The following is a 16605-nucleotide window of genomic DNA, read 5'->3' on the forward strand; positions in this document are numbered from 1 at the left end:
GGAAAACGACAGATTCTCAGGAAAGTGGTGGCCGGTCGGCTTCGGCGGATGCAGTTGGGTTGGAGGGTTGTTCGAACACCTGCCAGCCCCCGCCCAGTGCCTTGTAGAGCTGCACGCTGTCGAGCAGCAGTCGGGTGTTGCTTTCGTTGGAGTTCAAGCGTGCCGCCAGGCGCGCTCGCTGCGAATCCAGCAGTGGCAACAGGTCGATCTGCCCGCGGTTATAGAGTGACTGGGCACGGTTCTGCGCAGCCTCGGAGGACGCGGCGGCCAATTGCAGCGACCCGGAGCGGCGGCGTTCCTGCGCAAGCGTGACGAGGGCGTTTTCCACATCCTCGAGCGCCCGTACGATGCCGTCTTCGGCGCGCAGCAGCGCCTCTTGTTGAGCACTTTCGGCAGCCTCGTTGATCGCTTGCGTGCGCCCGGCGTTGAAGAGCGGCATAGCCAGCAGGCCCGCCACGTTGGTGAAGCGCGCAACGCCGAGATCGGCACCGTTCAGGTTCAGACCCTGGCGGCCGAAGGACGCGCCGAGGAAGAGTTGTGGGAACCACTCAGCTTTCGCTTGCTGGCGACGAGCATTGGCGGCATCGAGCTGTGCCATCAGCGCCAGTACGTCAGGTCGGCGTTGCAGCAACTCGGCGGGCTGGCCGGGCTTGGCCTCGGGCACGTCGATCAAATCACCGCTTGAAGGCTGGATGTTTATGGTGTTGAAAGACTGGTCTGCGATCAGCACTGCGATACGGTGACGTGCCACCGCCACTTGGGTTTCCAGAGGCGGAATCTGCGCCCGCGCCGACAAGGCGTCGGTCTGCGCGCGTTCGACGTCGAAGGCGGATGCCAGCCCGACCTGTTGACGCGCGGTGACCAGACGCAGCGTCTCGTCCTGCATCGCCGAGATTGCGCGAAGCGTCGCGACCTGACGCTGCGCGCCGACCAGTGTGAAGTAGTTGCTGACGACGTCGCTCATCACCAGCAGGCGTACGCCGCGCATGCTGTGCTCCGCGGCCAGCGCATCGGCGTCTGCCGCTGCCGCGCCGGCGCGCAGGCGGCCGCTCAGGTCGAGTTCCCACGACACGTCCAGACCCACACTGGCGGTCTTGGTATCCGGATAGCCCTGTTTTACGGCTGAGTTGAAGCCGCTACTGCGGTCGCTGCCGGAGACGGATGCTCCGACGCCAGGAAGCAGCCAGGACTGGCTGACCGTTTCTCCGGCACGCGCGGCACGCAGGCGCTCGGCGGCAATCTTGACGTCGCGGTTCTCACGCGCGGCTCGGCGCACCAAATCCGTCAGCACCGGGTCGTGGTAGACCTCCCACCACGCCGCCTCGGGCTCCATTTCGGAGGCCGTGCTCGCGGCGAAGTTGCTCGGCAGGTCGACCGACGGCTTGACGACCGGCGTGGAGCAACCGGCCAGGGCGAGGGCGATCGAAGTGGCAAGGGCGGCCGCAACGACGAGCCCGGCCGGGCGCTCGGCCCGTTTCAAGGTTGTCCGAGCGGTGTGAAGGGGCAGTGGAAAGGAAACTGGTAGTCGCGGCATCGCATTGGACTCGTGTGGATTCGAGATGGCATCAGCGTAAGGCCCGGTGTGCACGAAGTCGTCAGCAAAGCGTCGCCGTTCGGTCGCCATATCGAGCGCACATTCATGTGGGAGACGTCACTCGCCGTCGGCATCTGCCGCGTGCTCGCGGGCTGCCAACGCGAGGTCCGAGGCAATCGACTCCAGCAGCTCTTCGGCTGACGAAAACTCGCGCTGTCGTCCGGTGACCAGGTTTTCGAGGCGGCCCACCAGGGCCCCCGGCATGGCATCGCTACGCAGCTTCACTACGTACGAGCGGCGGCTCGGGTATTTGGATTCAGGGTTCAGGATCATCGCGGACCAGGGGGGCAAGAAAGTTCGACGACAGCGTAAGCTGCCCCCTGGGTCGAGTCGTAAGCGAAAGGTCAGACTTCGGTCGGGACAGCACCCGCACCGCACAGAAATCGTGTCGCTTCAAGCCGACTTGGCAGCGTGAATCAGCGAGCGCGCACGTTTCACCAGCTCGGTTCCATCCGCTTCGGGCAACTGGTCAACCAGCGTCGCCAATGCCTGGTGGTCCTCGGCCACGGCGTCGTGGTGCTCGCACAGTTCGACCAGCGCTTGCAGCTCCAGCCATGGCGCTTCCTGGGCGCGAGCCTCCTCAACCGCGCGCCGCACCGCAACGCTGCCGGCGTCGGGCCGACCCTGTGCTCGCGAGATCGCTGCCTCCAGCAGCAATAGCTGTGGCAGGTATACGCGCTCGCCCAGTTCCTCGCCCACCCGAAATGCTTCCAGCAGCTCGACTTGCGCTGCGGTGCAATCACCTGCGAGCAGCAGCGCCTCGGTGGCGTAGCCGAGCACCTCACTGGCACCGGAGCGCATTCCAAGCCCGGTGTGTTCTTCATAGGCCTCACGGATGCGACGGTAGCCGTCGCGCGGTGCACCGTTGCGCGCGTCGGCCCAGCCGCGCCACCAGCGACAAGCCGTTCGCCCCAGTGCGAGCGAATACTCATCGACCAACTTCTGCATGTCGTCAGCCAGCGCGGCTACCCGCAGATGGTTCCCCAGCCGCACCTCGATCAGCACCTCCTGCCAGGCAGCGACCAGCCACGTCATAGGCTGGCGAAGCGCTTGCGCGCGGGTCCGCGCCCGCTGCATGTGGGCCCGGCCTTGCTCAACCAGGCCAGAGCGCACGAGTTCTATGGCCAGCATACCGTGCAGCATGACTTGAGGATCGACCGCAAAGATCTCGTTCGTCCCGATGTCCAGCGGCTCGGCGATCGCGAGGGCGCGCTCTAGCCAACTGCGGGTTGTCTGTGTGCGACCCTGGAGATGGTGCACCTCGCCCTGCACGATGCACGCCACCAGCATGAGCACTGGATCGTTCGCCTCGCACGAGAGGGCTTCGGCGCGTTCTGCCACCTCCAGCGCCAGCGCATAGTCGCCGCGCAGACCGAGCAGATAGCCGAATCCGTGCAGCAGGCGACCGCGCATTGGATGCTCGGGTACATTCGTTAGCAGCGTGTACGCGCGTTCGAACGCGTTCCTGGCTTCGCTGCCGACACCGAACGTGTGGAAAGCCGACACCCCCTGCAGTGTGGCCAAGGTAATTTCGAGTGCATCGCGCTCTATCCCTTCTGGTGCCTGCCGCAGCAGGACCAATGCGCGCTCAGTGAGACCGATGCACAAGGCCGGGCTGAAGTGCAGCAGCGCGGCTTCTGCGGCCTCGGCGTAATAGCTCAGCGCGGTCATCGGCTGCCGGGCCCGGTCGAAGTGCGTTGCCAGCTCCGAGGCAGCAACCGGCACTCCGGCCATGCGCTCGCGTTCGAGGGCATTGCCAACCTGGCGATGGAGGTGGGTGCGCAATGAGCGCGGCGTGCGGTCGTACAGTACCTGGCGGAAGAGGGCATGCCGAAACGAGTAGGGTTGCTCCACCGTCTCCTCGGGTTCGGCGGCCCGCGACCGCGTGAGCCACACCTGCTCGCGCACCAGTTCCTCGCAGGTGTGGGCCACAGTAGCGAGGTCGCGTTCGAGGGCCAGCGAAACCGTTTCAACCCGGAATTCGACTCCGCATACCGCTGCCGCCGAGAGCAGCGCAAGCTGCTCCGGCCCGAGCCTGGTGATGTAGTGATCAATGATGGCCGCGAGGTTCTCGGGAACCGCCATCCCCGTCAGCCGGGCCTCGATGGTGGCATCGTCGTCCGTTGGGTCCATCACTTCACTGATGACTGACGATACGAACAACGGCACACCGTCAGTGCGCTCGTGCAGGGCACGCACGAAGGCTTCATCGCGCGCCAGCGAGGCCGAACTCAGCGCAACATAGTCAGCGACCTCGGTTTCCGAGAACGGATCGAGCACCAATTCCTCGCACAGACGTTGCAGGCGCAGTTCGTGGCGCAACGAGCTGAGTGGATGATCGAGCGCAACCACCTCGGCGAGGCGGAAGCTCGACAGCCACATCAGCCGCGTGTGGCCACGTCGCCGCGCCACATAATTGATGAGCTGGACCGTCGCCCGATCGCTCCAATGCAGGTCTTCGGTTATCAGCAACAGCGGCCGCTGCTCCGTGTATCGGTCCAGCAGTTCGCCCATTTCCCGGAGCATGCGGTCCGGCCCGATGCCGGCAAGCTCGCGGCGCAACGCGTCTCGCTCTTGTGCGGTACTCAGCCACGGCAGTTGCAGCAGCCAGGTCGGCGCCACGTCGCGCAACAACGCCGGCAGAGTCGGGTCACTGCGGCACAGATCGGCCAACGCCTCCAGCACCGGCAGGTACGGTTCGCCGGTGCCGTAGTGCTCCACGCAATGGCCGCGTGCGCAGGTGATGCCGCCAAGGCTGGCGAGGAAATTTTCGATCAGCGTGGTCTTGCCAATCCCCGGTTCTCCAGCGAGCCAGACCACGGCCCGCTGGCCGCCATCCGCCCGTTCCCACGCCCGTTGCAGTCTTGAGATCTCGTCGGTGCGACCGATGAATGGCGGTGACGGATGCGCGCCGGCCGCCGGCACCGTTGCGGATGCAGGCGGTATCGAAGGTGCAGGGGAGGGCGCGGCGATGAAGCGATAGCCGCGCCTCGACACAGTCTCGATATAGCGGGGCTGCCTGGGGTCGTCGCCCAGCACCTTGCGCAGATCGCTGATGGCCGTCTTCAGCACCGAATCGCTGACGAACCGATGCCCCCACACGGCATCAAGCAAGGCATCCTTGGTCACCAGCGATCCCGGCTGGCGTGCAAGGACGCACAGCAGTGTGAAGGGAGTTGGCGCCAACGCCACGGCTTCTCCGTTGCGTGACAAGCAGGCGTTGGCTTCGTCGAGTTCGAACTCGACGAAGCGGAGCTGGACTGGGTTCGGTTGGGGCTGCGGACGCGCCACGTTGGATTCCTGAAGACTAAAACATGGGTGTGCCCTCGTGAGGCATGGCACGTGGTCACTCCAATAACAACGCTGATCGACTCAGAAGCCAAGCCTCACCGGTCGGAAACTGGCCCTCGGCATAGCTCACATGGCCTCATCACGGTGCGCTAATGATCCCGGAATATTAATGACAAAAATATCAATATTGAAATATTCCTCAATATTACTTACCTTCACCTTGCCTGACGATGAGATCTCTACGTCTCACGACTTCAATCACAACAAGGGCTCGAGATGAACAACAACAAGAAAGCTACCGAACTGCCTCCCACCGCTGTCGATGTGCTGGTCGTCGGTAACGGTCCGGTAGGGGCGACAATCGCGGCGCTGCTCGGCCGCTACGGGGTAAAGACACTGGTACTGGACAAGACCCATGAGGTCCTGCTCATGCCCCGCGCCATTGCTCTGGATAACGAGGCGCTTCGCATCCTGCAACTCGCCGGATTGTCTGAAGACGCTTTCGAGAAGATCGCTATCCCTGAGGTGAGGATGCACTCCCCGGTCCTCGGGCAATTCGGTCGGGCCAATACCGCAGGATGCATCGACGGCCATCCCAAACTGGTGACTTTCTATCAACCCGACCTCGAACACGCGATGCGCAGCCAGGTTTCCCGGCTGAAGACAGTGACCAGCCTGGGAGGATTCGAGCTCGAGAACCTGGTCGAGGAATCAGATTGTGTCGTCGCCACAGTACGGGGCGATGATGGCCAGACGTATCCCGTTCGCGCCCAATACCTGGTAGGTGCGGATGGCGCAAGCTCCAGGGTCAGGGCACTGATTGGCCAGGAATTCGAAGGACAGACCTATGGTGAGGATTGGCTGATAGTCGATGCCAGGAACCGGCATAAGTCAGCCATTGATCACATCGAGTTTATCTGTGATCCACGACGCCCAACGCCGCACATGCCCGCACCCGGCGGAAGGGAGCGTTGGGAGTTCATGCTGCAACCAGGTGAATCCCGGGAAGAGCTGGAAAGCCCGGAAAGCATAGCCCGGTTAATCGCGCCATGGATCAATCCGCAGGAGCTGGAAATCGAGCGCAAGGCGGTGTATCGGTTCCACGCGCGCTGCTGCAACAGATTCAGCAAGGGGCGCATTTTTCTCGCGGGAGATGCAGCCCACATCACCCCCCCTTTTGTCGGGCAAGGTCTCGTAGCGGGACTGCGCGATGCAGCCAATCTTGCCTGGAAACTGGCCTGGGTCCTTCGCGGCCAAGCCGCGCCTTCAGTACTTGAAACCTATGACGTAGAGCGTCGCCCCCATGCCCAGGCGATGATCAATCTGGCGAAACTCATGGGCCGCCTGGTGATGCCGAGAAACAAGGTCGCAGCTTTCTTCATCCACGGCCTGATGCGCACGCTGGCGTTGACTCCCGCTACCAGAAAGTACTTCGAGCAGCTGGACATCAAGCCAAAGAACATCTTCAAACAGGGGCTGTTCGTGCAGCATCGTCGTGGCGACAAGCTGGTTCGTGGCAGTCTGTTTCCCCAAGCCTGGGTTCGCAACATGCAACAGCAGGTCCAACTGAGCGACGATGCTCTTGGAGCCAACCTGACCCTGGTTGGATTCGGTGTTGATCCGTTGTCACTGCTGACCGCTGCTCAGGTCGTTTCCTGGGACAAAATGGGAGGCCACTTCTTGCAGATCGGACCCTGCGGCCAGCGCTCTGGCGGCGGTTGCGACTTCATCGAAGACCTGAACCATGGCATCCTGCCGCTGGCTGCCAAAGGCACGCTGGTTGCGGTTCGCCCCGACCGTATCATCATGCACCACGCCCCAGGCGCAGATGCATGCAGTCTCATTCGAGACTGCATGGGCCTGTTGGCTAGCGCCGACGCCACAGCCGATAGCGTTTCCATTACCATTAACGAGCCCCCTCGATTAAGAGCCTGAAGATGCCTTCCCCCACTTTTCCTTCAGAAGCAACTGAGCAAGAGCCTCTCACTCGGGGGCACAAGAAGCGTGAACGCACCCGTCGCGGCCTGGTGGACGCGGCATTGCGTCTTGTCGCACGTAAGGAGGTGGGGGAGATCGCACTGCTCGATGTCGCCTCGGAGGCCGCGGTATCCAACGGCACCATCTACAACTATTTTCGAACGCGCGACGAAGTACTCGAGGCGGTTGGCATCGCCATGGCGAGCGAGTTCTCCGATGCCATTTCCGCCCTGAGTTCGGATGTGCACTGCGGTGCACAGCGGCTTTCGATTGGTGTGCGCATGTTCGTATGCCGGGCCGCGTACGACCATCAATGGGCCAATGCACTGCTGCGCATCATCCATTCCGATCAGACCATGCGCTCGCGCCTGGCTGCCCATGTGTTGGGCGACCTGCGTGAAGGTTTGAGCGCGGGCATTTTCGCTTACGAGGACGAAGGGATCGCCCTGGACATGGTCGTATCGTGCACAACCGGCGCCATGCGCTCGGTTGTCGAAGGGCGTGTGGTGGCGGAACACGACCAGCGGGTCGCCGAGATGATTCTCAAGGCTCTGGGCGTAACACCTGCCAGAGCCAAGAGAATCGCCGGTAAGCCGCTACCCTGATGTCATCCTCGACCCGCCAGGCCCCGGCCAATCCATTGCCGATAGGTCTTCGCCTGGCGACGAGACTTCAGCTGATTGCCGATCAATGCCATGAGTGGCGACGTCCTGGGTTTTGTCCGTTTTCCTTGGCTCAGCAAACCGAGCTGCTTCTTGATCACCGACGCCACTGCAAGCGATGCCAGCGCCTTGTTCTTCCAGCGGACGACGATGGGCTCCACTTCGGTGTCCTGACCTGCCATCCACTGACTTGGCAGGGTCGGCTCGATTGCCAACGCGGTGGCAAGCCCCACCATCGACACCGAGCCGCTCACCACTCGCTCCGCCACCTCCTTTCTACGCACGCCGCCGGTAACCATCAGCGGCATGCGCGCTATTTCTCCTATTTTCTCCGCGCACTCGAGGAAATAGGCTTCTCGAGCCAAGCGGCTGCCATCGCGTGTTTGCCCCTGCATCGCCGGGCTTTCGTAGCTGCCGCCGGACAACTCGACCAGGTCGACCGCCTTGGCGTTGAGCATTTCCACCACCCGGGCCGCATCCTCGGCATCGAAGCCACCGCGCTGAAAGTCCGCGGAATTGAGCTTCACAGCGACGCAAAAGATCGGTGCCACTCGCTGACGTATTGCGTCGATGGTTCGCAGGAGAATTTGCGCACGATTTTCCAGGCTGCCACCCCAACAGTCGCTACGCTGGTTGGTCAAGGGCGAAAGGAATTGGCTGAACAGGTAGCCATGCGCTGCATGAATCTCCACGCCGGTGAATCCGGCACGCTCAGCCAGCACTGCAGCCTGGGTATAGCGCTCAATCAGTTCTTCGATCTCCTGCTCATTCAAAGCCCTGGGCGGCACAAAAGCTTTTGAAAGTCCGGGAATGTCGACAGCAACCGCGGAGGGACCCCGTGCCGATTGCCCCATGGAAGCCAATAGCTGCCGTCCGGGATGATTGATTTGCATCCAGGCCTGGGCTCCACGACTGCGGCAAGCATCGGCCCATAGCCTGAATTGGCCCAGGTTTCGATCGTCCTCAAGCACCACGCCAGCGGGGCCGGTCAAGGCGTGGCGGTCAACCATGACGTTGCCAGTGATGATCAGGCCTGCTCCACCGTCCGCCCAACGCCGATAAAGCTTGACCAGCGCCTCCCCTGGAGCGTGATCCTCGTTGGCAAGATTCTCCTCCATGGCAGCCTTGGCGATCCGGTTTGGAATCACCGTGCCGTTAGGCAAACGAAGCGGTTTGAAGAGCTTTGAGTCGGTCATGTTCTGTCCTTCAGCTGATAAAAAGTCGACCAGCCCGCGCAGGGCTTGATGTGCCGGAAAGGCAAGCCTGAAATACAACACAATTGAACATGCGTGTTCAATTGTGTCAATGACTCAGGACTTTAATTGACCCGGCTTCAGGTCGATTTTCAGACAGGAAGCCTACATCTTGAAAAATATGGTTGACGGAAAATGAACACGAGTGTTCAATCGGTCCATGAGGTAATCCTGGAGAGAGAACCGTGGAATCCCTGAATCCAACACAGCGCCGCATTCATCAAGCCGCCTTTCGCCTGTTCGCTGAAAGAGGCACCTCACAAGTGAACATTCTCGACCTCGCACAAGAGGCAGGCGTGGCGCGCGGAACGGTCTATAGCAACATCGACAGCATGGAAAGCCTGTTCGAGGCGGTCGCCAGTCATCTTGCGAGGGAGATGCACGAGCGCGTCAACAAGAGCTTCAATTCCCTCTCGGATCCGGCAAATCGCCTTGCCAATGGCATTCGATTCTTCATTCGTAGAGCGCATGAGGACTCCCAGTGGGGCGCATTCATCCATAAATTCGCCATGAGCAATTCTTCGTTGCGCGAAATGTTCAGCAGCCAAGCGACTACGGATCTTCTGAGCGGGCTTTCCACTGGGCGCTACACGTTTGCGCAGGAGCAATTGCTCTCAGTACTGACGTTGATATCGAGCAGCGTCCTGGGCTCGATTTTCCTGGTACTGGAAGGTCACAGAACGTGGCGAGAATCGGGCTCTGACACCGCCGAACTGGTACTGCGAGCATTGGGTGTGCCACCAGAGGAGGCTCGTGCGCTGGCGACCAAAGAGTTGCCGGCACTTCCGTCTCTCGACTGAGCTCCTAACTGACTCAACCAGACAACACCCCTGGCTTTTCAGGGGTGCGGGACAGCTTTGCCCTAAAAACCCGGAAAACAACAATGAACAACAAAAACGAATTGCACCGGTTGGCGACACCACACCCCGCGCGGCATCCGCAGCCGACGGTAAAGGCCCAGGATCTGACTCACCTGATTTTCCAACGGCCGGACTTGAAGGAGGCGGCGCGTTTCCTGACCGACTTCGGCCTGACGGTAAGTCGTCAGGACGCCGATACGCTCTACCTGCGCGCCACCGAGCCCACTTCATACTGTTACCGTATCCATCTTGCAGAACAGGCGCGTTTTATCGGATTCGGGCTGGCAGTGCAGTCTCGTGAGGATCTGGAAAAACTCACCCGAATCCCGGGTGCGTCACCGGTCGCGAAATCGGACCATCCGGGCGGCGGGTACTACGTCAGACTGACCGATCCTTCCGGCTTCACGGTGGAAGCTGTCTGCGACCAGACTCCAGGTGAAACGCTGGCACACCGGGCTCCGCTTGCCTGGAATCTGGCGCACGAGCAACCGCGAATCAACGCCACGCAGCGCCCGCCGATTGCTCCCCCTGAAGTACTCAGGCTTGGCCACATCGTGATCGAGGTGGCCGACTACCAGGCGACCTGTGCCTGGTATACGCAGCATTTCGGGTTTATTCCCAGCGATGTGCAGGTACTCCCCGATGGCACTCCCATAGTCGCCTTCATGCGCCTTGACCTCGGTGACATTCCCGCGGCTCACCATACGCTCGCCATTGCCCAAGGGTTCATGGCGACCTATAGCCATAGCGCCTATGAGGTCGTCGATGCCGACGCGGTGGGCATGGGGCAGCGGGTCCTGCGAGAGCGGGGTTGGGAGCACTCATGGGGAATCGGTCGGCACATCCTGGGCAGTCAGATCTTCGATTACTGGCAAGACCCATGGGGCGATAAGCACGAGCATTACTGCGACGGGGATATTTTCACGGCCAGTCGGCCTACGGGCATTCATCCGGTTAGCCCAGAGGCAATGGCGCAGTGGGGTCAGCGCATGCCCAAGAGTTTTACAAAGCCCAAGATGAGTTCAAGCAGTCTGCGTGCGCTGATCCGCAACCTGCGACGCAGCCCGGACCTGACAATTCGCAAGCTGATAACGCTTATGCGGATGTTCGGGTAGATCCGTCAGCCCCCCTCAGAACAACACCACAGTTCTCGCGCCACCGAGCACGGGACAAACACTGCTCCAGGAGTACCTTCAATGTCTGCTGTACACGTAGTCCGCTTTGAATTTGAGAACGGTATCCACTGGGGCGTGCTGCGCCAAGGCCGTATCACGCTGGTCCCCGGTGCTTTTGAAACCACCGGTGAATTCATTCGCCAGAACAGTATCGACGACCTCGCTCAACTCAAAGGTACGGAGCTTGCGGAGGGCGAAGTAAAACTGCTGTCGCCGGTGACCCGTAACCAGCAGTTCGTCTGCCAGGGCGCCAACTATCGGCAGCACATGATCGAGTCGGGCATGGACCCGGATGCGAAGAAATTCAACATGATCTTCACCAAGGCGACGAGTTGCCTGGTAGCGGCTGACAGTGACCTGATCAAGCCGCGCAGCGTGCGCTTCCTCGACTACGAGATTGAACTGGGACTGGTGATGAAACGCGCGATCACCGGCGCTATTGCTGTCACCGACGCCAATCTGCATGAGTTCATTGCAGGCGTCGTCATCGTCAATGACTACTCGGCTCGTGACATTCAGATTCCCCAAATGCAGTTCTACAAGGGCAAGAGCTTCCGCACTTTTGGCCCGGTCGGTCCCTACCTCTGTCTTCTGGGTGCCAAGGACATGCATTACCTCAAAGCACTGCAACTGCGCCTGACAGTCAACGACCAGGTGCGACAGAGCGACAGCACGGCCAACCTGGTTTACGGTCCGGCTGAAACCCTTACCGAACTTTCCGGCTTACAAGATCTCGCCGTTGGCGACCTGATCGCCACCGGTACGCCTGCCGGCTGTGCCCTGACGATCCCTTCGCCTGCCAAAATGCGCATTGCAGCCCTGCTGCCCGAAGCCACCAAGTGGAAGCTTTTCCTCAAGGCGCAGGAAGGCCGGACGCAGTATCTCAAGGTAGGTGACGTGGTCGAGGCGCGTATTCGCAGCGCCGATGGCGTGGTCGACCTCGGCGTGCAACGCAACCGAGTCGTGGGGGAAGCCTGATGGTTGTGCAGACCCTGAACGACATCGAAAGTCTCGAACGAGTCCCCTTGTCGGAGCGTGGCCTGGCTTGCAGCACTTATGAAGCGCTGCGACAGGCGGCCGAGTACTTCCCTCAGGCACCGGCGCTAAGTTTCTTCGCCGATGCCGCCGATTTCAAGCGCACCTGCGAGTGGAACTACTCCCAGCTCTTCGCGGATATCACCCGCGCGGCAAATGCCTTCCATGACCTGGGCATAAAACCGGGTGAGGTGCTTGCCTTCATCCTGCCCAACCTGCCGGAAACCCATTTCACGATATGGGGCGGGGAGGCAGCAGGCATCGTCATGGCGATCAATCCTCTGCTCGAGGCCAGGCAGATGGCTGGCTTGCTGAATGCCGCGAAGGCATCCGTGGTGGTGACGCTCGCGCCGACGGCGGGCAGCGATCTGTGGCCCAAACTGGCTTCGCAGCTGGATCAGTTAACCACGGTCAAGTCTGTCGTTTGGGTCAGCATGGAGCCCTATGTCGCCGAACCCGTGCGTGGGGCCTTGAAAGCAGCGGCACTGAAGGAGCGAGACGTACACCGGGATATCGCGATCCACGATTGGCAATCGCTGATGAGTACTCAGCCGCACACACACCTGAAGAGTGGTCGGCAAATCCGCCAGGATGAGTGTTCCTCCTATATCTGTACGGGCGGCACCACCGGGCTCCCCAAGATCGCCGCGCGTACCCATGGCTCGGAAGTATTCAATGCATGGGCCATGGCTGCTCATATGCAGCCACGCAGCGTTGGCCAGGTTATCTTTTGTGGTCTGCCGCTGTTTCATGTCAATGGACAACTGGTGACGGGACTGATGCCTTGGACTCAAGGCGACCATGTGATCCTCGGGACGCCTCATGGGTATCGTGGCGAGGGGGTGATCCCGCGATTCTGGGAGATGGTCGAGCACTTCGGTATCAACTTCTTTTCCGGCGTGCCAACGGTCTATGCCGCACTTCTGCAAAATGAATGCGAGGGCCGTGACCTGTCCAGTCTTCGCTATGCGATGTGTGGCGCCGCACCCATGCCGGCTGAGCTTTTCCGGGAGTTCGAGCGCCGGACCGGGCTAAAGATCCTTGAGGGTTACGGTCTTACCGAGGGCGCCTGCGTTTCCTCAGTCAATCCGCCTCATGGCGAGCGCCGTATCGGCTCCATCGGGATACGGATCGCCTACCAGAATATGCGCGCGGTCGTGCTCAATGAGTCTGGAGAGTACCTGCGCGACGCCAACGTGGATGAGATCGGCCTCATCACGATCAGTGGTCCGAACCTCTTCGATGGCTATCTGGAGGAGCGTCATAACCAGGGCCTTTGGATCGATATCGACGGTCAGCGCTGGCTGAATACGGGCGATCTGGGGCGTCAGGATGCGCAGGGTTACTTCTGGCTGACCGGACGCAAGAAGGAGTTGATCATCCGCGGCGGTCACAATATCGATCCCAAGCAAATCGAGGAGGCGCTGCAGGCGCATCCCGCCGTCGCCCTGGCCGCTGCGATCGGCAGCCCCGACGCCTATTCGGGCGAGGTGCCGGTCGCCTACGTTCAACTGCGCCCCGGGTACACCTGCAACGCTGAAGAACTTGAGTCGTTCGCTCAACTCAACATCAGCGAGCGGGCTGCAGTTCCCAAGCGCATTGAAATCCTCGAAACGCTGCCACTGACTGCCGTGGGCAAGATATTCAAGCCCGCCTTGCAGCAGCGCGAGATTGCCAGGGTAGTCCAGCTGGAAGTGGAGCACCTGTGTCTGCGGGAGATTGCGGTGGACGTGGTACAGGACGGTCGTCGCGGGCTAGTCGCATGCATACGGGCCGGGGCCGATGAGGAGAACCTGGCCCGCCTTCTGGGTCGCTACAGCTTTCAAGTGGAGTGGCTTGAATGAGCGCGAATTTGCCACCGTAAGCCCGGCAAACATGCCTTGGTGCTGTTCCGCCAGGGCCTTTACACAACTTCGGTCAACTTCAACTGGCACTGACAAGTGCACAGGAAGGCGAAGCCTTGCCTGCGTGCAATCAAAAAAATAATAAAGAGGTGGAAAATGAAACTGAATAGCCGTGCGATTCCTTATTTCTCCGCTCCGCGAGCAAGTGCTGCCTGGATTAAGTTTACCGGCGCCATCGCAATACTCACCGCCTCAACAACCGCGGGCGCCAATGGCATTGCCCTTAATGAACAGAGTGCAAGCAGTGCGGGAACGGCGTATGCGGGAAGGTCGTCTTCGGCGCTGGACGCCAGTACCATCTTTGGAAATCCTGCGGGCTTGACCAAGTTGAAGCGTAGTGAGATTTCCGGCGGAGCCGCGGTCGTCTCGGTGAGCGACGACATCAGTGATGCGCAGAGCAGTGCCTCAGGAACGAATAAAGGGGACTCGGTACCTTTGGGGGTCGTGCCCTTCGCCTATATGTCGACGCCGCTTGACGATCGTTTTTCGATAGGTCTGGGTCTTTATGCTCCGAGTGGCCTGATCAATGACTACGAGAGCAGTTTTCAGGGTCGCTACCATGGTTCCTATAGCACGACCAAGGAAATAACCCTGCAGCCCACCATTGCCTATCGGATCAATGATTACGTGTCCATTGGTGGCGGACCGACCATAAACCATTTCAATGCCAAGCTTCAGAATGACCTGGCCACCGGCGCCCTGAACAACGGCGAGGACACACGGGTCACCATCAAAGGCGATGACACGGCATTTGGATACAACATCGGCGTCTTGTTTGATTTGAGTGATGCGACCCGTTGGGGGATTAACTATCACTCGAAGGTGAGCTATGAACTCAAAGGGCATACTGAGGTTTCCGGCTCCCCGAGCGTTATCCCGCTGGACGGAAACTATGACAACAAGATAGACATCACTATGCCCGAATCCGTGGACACGTCCATCACCCATCATTTCAACAGTCGCTGGACGGGATACCTGGGGACCACCTGGAAACGTTGGAGCCGGATCAAGAAGGTCGAGGCAGTCAACAGCGGTCTTTCCCCCCTGGGCCAGGCGGCTGGCCTGGGAAGTGTGACCGAAGAAATGAACTGGCACGACACGTGGTCCACCGCAGTCGGCGCCTCCTGGCAATTGAACCAACAATGGCTGCTGCGCGCAGGTTACGCCTATGATCCGTCGCCCATTGGAAATGCCGATCGCAGCGTGCGCGTTCCGGTTGGGAATCGCCAGGCCGTGACCTTGGGCGGTGCTTATTCGCCGAATGCCGATCTGACGATAGACTTTGCTTATGGTTATCTCTGGGATTCCAAAGTATCAGTAAAACAGTCGAACAACTCCGGTCTTCAACCGGAATACAGTGCCGACTACGAAAATAGTGCGAATGGGATTTCAGTGCAGGCAACCTATCGGTACTAATCGATGCGACTCAATTCTTGATAGAGTCCATTTTTGCGAGCCTTTCCGAAGATTCACCTTTAATCGTTAATCAACTATCCAACTGGGGTGTGAGCAGTTCTGTCTGTTAATCAGCACCCACTGCCGTGAATACTTTCGCGGTAGTGGGTGGGTAGTCATTGCAATACGTCTAATCCATCGAGTTTGCCACGTGAACCTTCTCAATCAGTCCAGATTATCGATCAGGCTTTTGACCTCGTTCGTCATCTGCGCCCTGATCCCCATGGCCGTGGGTGGATTGGGAATGGTGGGCATCCAGAGGGTTTAGCAATCCCGCGATTGAGTATCTATCTGGGTCGAAAGCCCTTGCCATGATTTATTCATTAGTCACGCCGCAATGGAAAGTAGGGCAGCAATCGTTCGGTTTCTCTTCTAACCACGGCGTAGCATTCGCAACTCAGCTCCTCGAGCCTGGCCCTGTCCAGGATCCTGATGTGCCCCCGACTGTATTCGATAACACCCAGGCGCTGTAGCTTGCCGGCGGCGTCGGTCACGCCTTCGCGGCGTACACCCAGCATGTTGGCGATCAACTCCTGGGTCATGGTCAGTTCATTGCCTTGCAGGCGATCGAGGGACAACAGCAACCAGCGGCACAGCTGCTGGTCGATGGAGTGGTGGCGGTTGCACACCGCCGTCTGGGCCATTTGCGTGATCAGTGCCTGGGTGTAGCGCAACATCAGCAGCAGCATCTCTTCATGGCGGTTGAACTCGTCCTTGAGCTGCTGGCCGGGTAACCGGTAAGCATGCCCGGCACTTTGCACAACGGCGCGGCTGGGCGTGCTTTCGCCGCCCATGAAGACTGCAACACCGATCAGGCCTTCATTGCCGACAACCGAAATTTCGGCCGAGGCGCCGTTCTCCATCACATACAACAGCGACACGATGGCGTCGGTGGGGAAGTAGACATGCCGCAGAGCGCCGCCGGACTCATAGAGCACTTTGCCCAGTGGCAGCTCGACCGGTTCGAGGTGGGGGAGCAGGCGATCCAGCGCATGCGCCGGAAGCGCCGCCAGCAGGTAGTTCTGTTGTGGCTTGGGTACAGCAAACATATCAGCCACCGTTCAAGGGCGAATACCCTGATCGGGACAGGTTACTCCAAAGCGCACTATGCGGGGCAACGCACCGAAGCAAGCCCGGCAATCTGCGATGCTCAAGGGTACGACGCTGCATCTGCAGCGCCAAACGTTGGAGGTTGTCATGAGCAAGCACATTGACCCGAATCTTCGCCAGGGTCCCGGCAAGCCCACTGCGAAACAGCCACAGAACATGCCGATCCCCCTTCATTACAAGCCTGGCCAGTCTGCCAACCAGCCGGTACACACCAAGCTGGGTGAGGCCGTGCAGCCGCACCACCAGGGCCCGAGTTTTCCTGTCTGAATCCAGGCCTGCCAAGAGCGCT

Annotated in this window: 13 protein-coding genes; 8 read left to right on the plus strand and 5 right to left on the minus strand. The window is 60.2% G+C overall.

Annotated features, from left to right (window positions below; all coding sequences use genetic code 11):
• Nucleotides 1-16: 16 nt before the first annotated feature.
• The 3 genes from AC1DWG_RS06625 to AC1DWG_RS06635 all read right to left on the minus strand — a co-directional run bounded on the left by AC1DWG_RS06625 (nt 17) and on the right by AC1DWG_RS06635 (nt 4885).
• Nucleotides 17-1534 (minus strand): TolC family protein, encoded by a 1518-nt coding sequence (locus AC1DWG_RS06625; RefSeq protein WP_477765002.1) that lies wholly within the window; start codon nt 1532-1534, stop codon nt 17-19.
• Nucleotides 1535-1651: 117 nt separating this feature from the next.
• On the minus strand, nt 1652-1867 hold the full coding sequence (locus AC1DWG_RS06630) for a hypothetical protein (RefSeq protein WP_477787539.1): 216 nt from the start codon (nt 1865-1867) through the stop codon (nt 1652-1654).
• Nucleotides 1868-1987: 120 nt separating this feature from the next.
• Nucleotides 1988-4885: an ATP-binding protein gene (locus AC1DWG_RS06635; protein ID WP_477787518.1), complete on the minus strand. Its 2898-nt coding sequence runs from the start codon at nt 4883-4885 to the stop codon at nt 1988-1990.
• Between the two features lie 276 nt (nt 4886-5161).
• Between AC1DWG_RS06635 and mhpA the strand changes: the two genes are divergently transcribed.
• Together mhpA and AC1DWG_RS06645 are read left to right on the plus strand one after the other, a co-directional pair.
• Nucleotides 5162-6820: a bifunctional 3-(3-hydroxy-phenyl)propionate/3-hydroxycinnamic acid hydroxylase MhpA gene (gene mhpA / locus AC1DWG_RS06640; RefSeq protein ID WP_477764968.1), complete on the plus strand. Its 1659-nt coding sequence runs from the start codon at nt 5162-5164 to the stop codon at nt 6818-6820.
• Nucleotides 6821-6822: 2 nt separating this feature from the next.
• Entirely contained in the window at nt 6823-7467 is a 645-nt protein-coding gene (locus tag AC1DWG_RS06645) for a TetR/AcrR family transcriptional regulator (RefSeq protein WP_477764967.1), read from the plus strand.
• Between the two features lie 2 nt (nt 7468-7469).
• Here the strand turns inward: AC1DWG_RS06645 and AC1DWG_RS06650 are convergent, their stop codons facing one another.
• Nucleotides 7470-8720, minus strand: a complete 1251-nt coding sequence (locus AC1DWG_RS06650) for an NADH:flavin oxidoreductase/NADH oxidase family protein (RefSeq protein WP_477764966.1) — start codon at nt 8718-8720, stop codon at nt 7470-7472.
• 242 nt (nt 8721-8962) lie between these two features.
• On the opposite strand from AC1DWG_RS06650, the gene AC1DWG_RS06655 reads away from it, so the two are divergent.
• The 5 genes from AC1DWG_RS06655 (at nt 8963) to AC1DWG_RS06675 (ending at nt 15167) form a co-directional block, all read left to right on the plus strand.
• Nucleotides 8963-9577, plus strand: coding sequence for a TetR/AcrR family transcriptional regulator (locus tag AC1DWG_RS06655; RefSeq protein ID WP_477764965.1), 615 nt, complete (start codon nt 8963-8965; stop codon nt 9575-9577).
• Nucleotides 9578-9660: 83 nt separating this feature from the next.
• Nucleotides 9661-10752 (plus strand): VOC family protein, encoded by a 1092-nt coding sequence (locus tag AC1DWG_RS06660; RefSeq protein ID WP_477764964.1) that lies wholly within the window; start codon nt 9661-9663, stop codon nt 10750-10752.
• An 81-nt stretch (nt 10753-10833) separates the two neighbouring features.
• Entirely contained in the window at nt 10834-11790 is a 957-nt protein-coding gene (locus AC1DWG_RS06665; protein ID WP_477787519.1) for a fumarylacetoacetate hydrolase family protein, read from the plus strand.
• Nucleotides 11790-13691, plus strand: a complete 1902-nt coding sequence (locus tag AC1DWG_RS06670; protein ID WP_477787520.1) for an acyl-CoA synthetase — start codon at nt 11790-11792, stop codon at nt 13689-13691. Before AC1DWG_RS06665 ends, AC1DWG_RS06670 begins: the two co-directional genes overlap by 1 nt.
• Before the next feature lie 156 nt (nt 13692-13847).
• Nucleotides 13848-15167: an outer membrane protein transport protein gene (locus AC1DWG_RS06675; protein WP_477787521.1), complete on the plus strand. Its 1320-nt coding sequence runs from the start codon at nt 13848-13850 to the stop codon at nt 15165-15167.
• 362 nt (nt 15168-15529) lie between these two features.
• Here AC1DWG_RS06675 and AC1DWG_RS06680 read toward each other — a convergent pair whose 3' ends face one another.
• On the minus strand, nt 15530-16255 hold the full coding sequence (locus AC1DWG_RS06680) for a Crp/Fnr family transcriptional regulator (protein WP_477756429.1): 726 nt from the start codon (nt 16253-16255) through the stop codon (nt 15530-15532).
• 148 nt (nt 16256-16403) lie between these two features.
• Between AC1DWG_RS06680 and AC1DWG_RS06685 the strand changes: the two genes are divergently transcribed.
• The gene (locus AC1DWG_RS06685) at nt 16404-16583 is read left to right on the plus strand and encodes a hypothetical protein (protein ID WP_477756428.1); all 180 of its coding nucleotides are present in this window, start codon (nt 16404-16406) and stop codon (nt 16581-16583) included.
• Nucleotides 16584-16605: the final 22 nt, after the last annotated feature.

The organism is Pseudomonas sp. P4_B3 (assembly GCF_056402295.1).

What these genes read in the sequence shown, in the direction of transcription:
- AC1DWG_RS06625 (WP_477765002.1), bottom strand. Translation starts at nt 1,534, where the DNA reads ATGCCGCGACTACCAGTTTCCTTTCCACTGCCCCTTCACACCGCTCGG.
- AC1DWG_RS06630 (WP_477787539.1), bottom strand. Translation starts at nt 1,867, where the DNA reads ATGATCCTGAACCCTGAATCCAAATACCCGAGCCGCCGCTCGTACGTA.
- mhpA (WP_477764968.1), top strand. Translation starts at nt 5,162, where the DNA reads ATGAACAACAACAAGAAAGCTACCGAACTGCCTCCCACCGCTGTCGAT.
- AC1DWG_RS06645 (WP_477764967.1), top strand. Translation starts at nt 6,823, where the DNA reads ATGCCTTCCCCCACTTTTCCTTCAGAAGCAACTGAGCAAGAGCCTCTC.
- AC1DWG_RS06650 (WP_477764966.1), bottom strand. Translation starts at nt 8,720, where the DNA reads ATGACCGACTCAAAGCTCTTCAAACCGCTTCGTTTGCCTAACGGCACG.
- AC1DWG_RS06660 (WP_477764964.1), top strand. Translation starts at nt 9,661, where the DNA reads ATGAACAACAAAAACGAATTGCACCGGTTGGCGACACCACACCCCGCG.
- AC1DWG_RS06665 (WP_477787519.1), top strand. Translation starts at nt 10,834, where the DNA reads ATGTCTGCTGTACACGTAGTCCGCTTTGAATTTGAGAACGGTATCCAC.
- AC1DWG_RS06670 (WP_477787520.1), top strand. Translation starts at nt 11,790, where the DNA reads ATGGTTGTGCAGACCCTGAACGACATCGAAAGTCTCGAACGAGTCCCC.
- AC1DWG_RS06675 (WP_477787521.1), top strand. Translation starts at nt 13,848, where the DNA reads ATGAAACTGAATAGCCGTGCGATTCCTTATTTCTCCGCTCCGCGAGCA.
- AC1DWG_RS06680 (WP_477756429.1), bottom strand. Translation starts at nt 16,255, where the DNA reads ATGTTTGCTGTACCCAAGCCACAACAGAACTACCTGCTGGCGGCGCTT.
- AC1DWG_RS06685 (WP_477756428.1), top strand. Translation starts at nt 16,404, where the DNA reads ATGAGCAAGCACATTGACCCGAATCTTCGCCAGGGTCCCGGCAAGCCC.